This window comes from Frankia sp. CoBUL1, from assembly GCF_978021245.1.
Map to the genome: position 1 here is coordinate 1 of NZ_CDXDOS010000281.1, position 4,028 is coordinate 4,028.

A 4,028-nucleotide genomic window follows, 5' to 3' on the forward strand; every position below is an offset into this window, starting at 1 on the left:
GGCCGTCGCCTCGCCCCGACCCCCAATCCCGCCACCGGGTGAGGGACCACTGTCCAAAACCGGCTCCTCCGAACGGCCTCCACCGTCCGCGGTGGACGAGCCCCCGCCGACCGCCGGCCGACCGCTTCCGGGGGGACCCACGTAACGTGTGGTCCGTCCCCCACGTCCCGGTCGCGTCGACTGGTGGGTGTGCGTTCGGCGAACTGCGGCGCGTTCGGGCCCCAGGTGGGGCACTCTGGAAGAGGACGGACGGTAAAAGTCGGTCACTGACCTCGACCACGCATATCGCCCTGACCCGGACACCTGACCCAGCCAGGGGACCCCGCCGGATCGGTCCGCATGTGGCCGATCCTCACGGCGGGCACCTCATCAACGTCACGAGTGGCGAGCGGAGGGACATCTCGGTGGACGAGCTCTCGGATATGGAGCGCTCCCGACTGCTCCTCGGCTGGCTGGCGGCGCGGCGTGCCGTGGACAACTGTCTGTCGGACCTGCTCGCCGCCGGTCCCGCCGGAGAGCGGCGGGTACGCGAGTCACTCGCTCTCGTGGACGATCTGGAAAGCCGTGCTCAGGAGGCGTTCGACCGTTACCGCACGGCCGCGGAGAACACGGAGGCACGGTCATCGGGCCGCTGGGTACCTTCCGACGCGGATCGTCCCAGACTCAATGTGGTCCGCGCCCCCGAAGGCGATCTCGCTCGTAGTAGATCGAACACGAAGAGCAATCACCGACACCGGTGACGCCCGGGGCGCTGGACACGCGCCAGAATGGCCCTCGTGCCAGCCGTCCGTCGCCGCCGCGTCGCCGCGGCCTGGCTCCTCGCCCTCCTGGTTTCCCTTCTGCTGACGACGTCCGGCTGCGGCGTGCTGGAGGGTCCCCGACGTGGTCATGTGGTCCTGGCCGCCACCCCGGCGCCGACCACGGGTCCCGATGCATTCGAACGCTCCGGACGGGGCGCCCCCATCCGGGTGACCCTGCCCCCGTCCGACGCCCCGAAGCCCTATCCCCTGCTCGTGGCACTGCACAGCCTCTACTACGACGGCACGGATCCCGAGCAGCACTGGGACCTGGACGGCCTCGCCCGTACCGCCGGCCTCGCCGTCGTGTACCCGGACGGCCTCAACAGGGCATGGAACGCTGGAACCTGCTGCGACCCCGCCGTGACCAACCATACCGATGACGTCGGCTGGCTACGCGCGTTGATCGCGCATCTCAGCGAGCACTACCCGATCGACCGGAACAGGGTCAGCCTGATCGGTCTGTCCAACGGTGGCATGCTGGCCTACCGGTACGCCTGCGAACACGGAGACGAACTCGCGGGCATCGCCGTCGTGGCGGCCAGCCGTCAGGTGTCGGACTGCCATCCGGGCGCCCCGCTGACCGTCGTGGACGTCCACGGCGGGGCGGACGGCCATATACCCTACCAGGGGACCCCCTGGTCGCCGGTGCTACGGACCGCGATCACGTCGGTCGAGGAGAGCATGATCCCGTTCCGGTCGGTGGATCGCTGCCCCGTCCCGAGCCGGCCTACGGACACTGTCCTCACGGATTCGACCGGCGTGCCATGGCACGCTCCGGTGGCATCACCGTCCGCGCTGAGCGTTGGAACGGATGCGGACGTGGCCACGCCCGTCGCCGTGCCCCCGGTGCACCCGGCAAGCGCGCCGGTGAACGCCGCCCCGCGGGTCCCGATGCCGAGCGCCGTCCCGGGTGTGCCCGCGAATTCGACCGCAGTGACGTCACCGGCCGTCGCCCTGCGCAAGGAGACCCCCTGTGCCTCCTCGGCCCGGGTCGTGCAGTTCCTGCTGCCCGCCTTGGCCCACGGCTGGCCTGCCGTCTCCGGACCGGCCGCCTTCGCCACGGGCAGGATGATCTGGAATCTGCTGGCTCCGGCCCGTTCCGCGCGGCCCGGCCCACGGATGTGACCCATGACGGCCAACCGGCGGGGACGGATCAGGCCGGCGCGAACGACGACCGCAGTGCGCCCATCAGCGTGTTGAGCGACGCCAGGACGTTGGTCGACACTCGCGCGATGAGCACGTACACGGCACCGGCCACCGACACCGTGCGCATGAGGTAGGAGACCCGCTGCCCCTCCCGGTCGTACGAGCCGGCAAGTTCCTGGGTGGGCTGATCGCTGGTGTCCGTCGCCGGACCGGAATGGTCCCTGGTCAGACCGGGGACCGTGTTGAACTCGGCGGACTGGACCTGCGTGAGCGCTGCCACCGGATCGCGCACCGCGACCCGGGCCACCCCGATCATCTGCGGTCCGTACTCCGAGACGGTGCCGGGCTCGCCATAGAAGATGCCGGTGTTGTCGCGCCGCTGCTTCCACACCGGCGGGTGGGAGAAGGTGGCCTTCTGCACGGTGTCGGTGAACGAGGTCCAGTCCGCCGGCACCGCGATCTGGCCCGCGGCCGCCTGACCGCCAGCCGCCTGACCGCCAGCCGCCCCTGTGCTTGGGCTGGGCGCGGCCGCTGCGGGGCCGCCGGACGATGCTGCCGTCGGCGCCGGGGCCGCATTGGCGGTCCGGCCGCTGGGCCGGACCTTTTCCCAGACGGCACCGGCCCCGACGCCCACCCCGAGTGCCACGGCCAGCACCACCAGGGCCACCCCGACCCGATGCAGGAAAGGCATGGTGTCGGAATCACGATCTCCCTGTCGGGAATCGCGAGCGTCGTCATCGTCGGGGAAATCGGCTGTGCCCGCGGCGGAGGCCAGGCTCCCCGAGCGACGCGCCGCGACCCGCTGATCGGCTCCGAACCGCGCCGGACTCGGCCGGCTCCGCCCCACGCCCGGCGGGTAAGCCTCGGGCCGATCAGGCCGATCAGGATCGGTTCGGTCGGCATGGCGTCGGTCGAGTCCGAGGTCGTCGCCGGCATCCCTGCCGTAGGGCATCCGCGGGCCTGTTCCACCGTCTCTCATCCCGGCGCCGCCGGTCGGCGGACCGCCTGTGGAGGCACCGTCGGCCCGACGTGTCGGCATCGCCGTTCTGGCCCGCGGCAGACCGACCTCATTCGGCCGATCCGGTCCACCTCGTGGAGCCGACCTTCCATCGGTAGCCCATCCGGGTGGTCGACGCCCGGGAGTGGAACCGGGTGCGGGTGCGGGAGTGGAACCAGGAACGACTCGGGACCGCAGGCCCTCGGTCCGAGCGGTCCGAGCGGGCGGGACGAGCGCCCGGCGCATCGAGGTGCCGGTGGACGGGGAATCGATATCCTCGGGCTGTATCGAACCGCCCTGACGTGGACTGCCATGGCGGGGATCGCCATGGCTCGCCGGTACCGGGTGGTAGGACCCGGTCACCGGTCCAGCGGCGTCATATGGCCCGGTCGGAGGGCCGTAGCCGCTAGGCCGCGGACGCGGATCCGGCCCCGCTTGTTGGTACGGCTCCATCGAGGGACCCCTACCGCTCCCCTGATAGTAGGGAGACTGCCGGTCGTCGTCGTCCCACTCGGTCCGTCGCACACCGTCCGTCACCAGACGACCTCCGATCCCGAGCTCCGCTTGCGTCCACCCGTCCCACCGGTGTACCACGGCGTTGCGTCGACGTTGCGCGAGCTTAGTTGGCAGTAGCCCCCCGAAGGCGTAGAGGGATCGGCCAGGTACCTCGCCGGTCACCCACTGATCTGCGTCGATATCCTCCCATGTCATCAGGCACATATTTCAGGGGGGACGCCACATGAAGGGCTTCAGGCAGTTCCTGATGCAAGGGAACGTCGTCGACCTGGCGGTCGCGGTCATGGTCGGTACCGCCTTCACCGCAGTGGTGACGTCGCTGGTGAAGACCATCTTCACCCCGCTGATCGCCGCGATCTTCGGCAAACCCGACTTCTCGGCCCTCACCTTCACCATCAACGGCAGCGTGTTTCGGTACGGCGAGTTCATCAACAGCGTCATCGCATTCCTCTCAGTCGCTACAGTGATCTACTTCGTGGTAGTGCTCCCCCTGAACACCATCAACGAGCGGCGGACGCGGGGGCAGGTCAGGGCCGCGCAGAGATCACGCTACGTTGTGATCGGTGACG

At 70.0% G+C, this 4,028-nt stretch carries 4 protein-coding genes; 3 read left to right on the forward strand and 1 reads right to left on the reverse strand.

Translation table 11 applies throughout. The features are described 5' to 3' along the window. Positions 1-404: 404 nt before the first annotated feature. Together AC08OX_RS15530 and AC08OX_RS15535 are read left to right on the forward strand one after the other, a co-directional pair. A complete protein-coding gene (locus AC08OX_RS15530; RefSeq protein WP_023840611.1) occupies positions 405-740 on the forward strand; it encodes a hypothetical protein in 336 nt (111 codons plus the stop codon). A 27-nt stretch (positions 741-767) separates the two neighbouring features. After that, positions 768-1,925, forward strand: a complete 1,158-nt coding sequence (locus tag AC08OX_RS15535) for a CE1 family esterase (protein WP_476608469.1) — start codon at positions 768-770, stop codon at positions 1,923-1,925. Positions 1,926-1,953: 28 nt separating this feature from the next. Here AC08OX_RS15535 and AC08OX_RS15540 read toward each other — a convergent pair whose 3' ends face one another. Beyond that, positions 1,954-2,637, reverse strand: a complete 684-nt coding sequence (locus AC08OX_RS15540; RefSeq protein WP_476608470.1) for a hypothetical protein — start codon at positions 2,635-2,637, stop codon at positions 1,954-1,956. A 1,045-nt stretch (positions 2,638-3,682) separates the two neighbouring features. Here AC08OX_RS15540 and mscL point away from each other — a divergent pair. Continuing rightward, positions 3,683-4,028: large conductance mechanosensitive channel protein MscL (mscL, locus tag AC08OX_RS15545; RefSeq protein ID WP_476608471.1), on the forward strand; the 346-nt coding region annotated here is incomplete at its 3' end.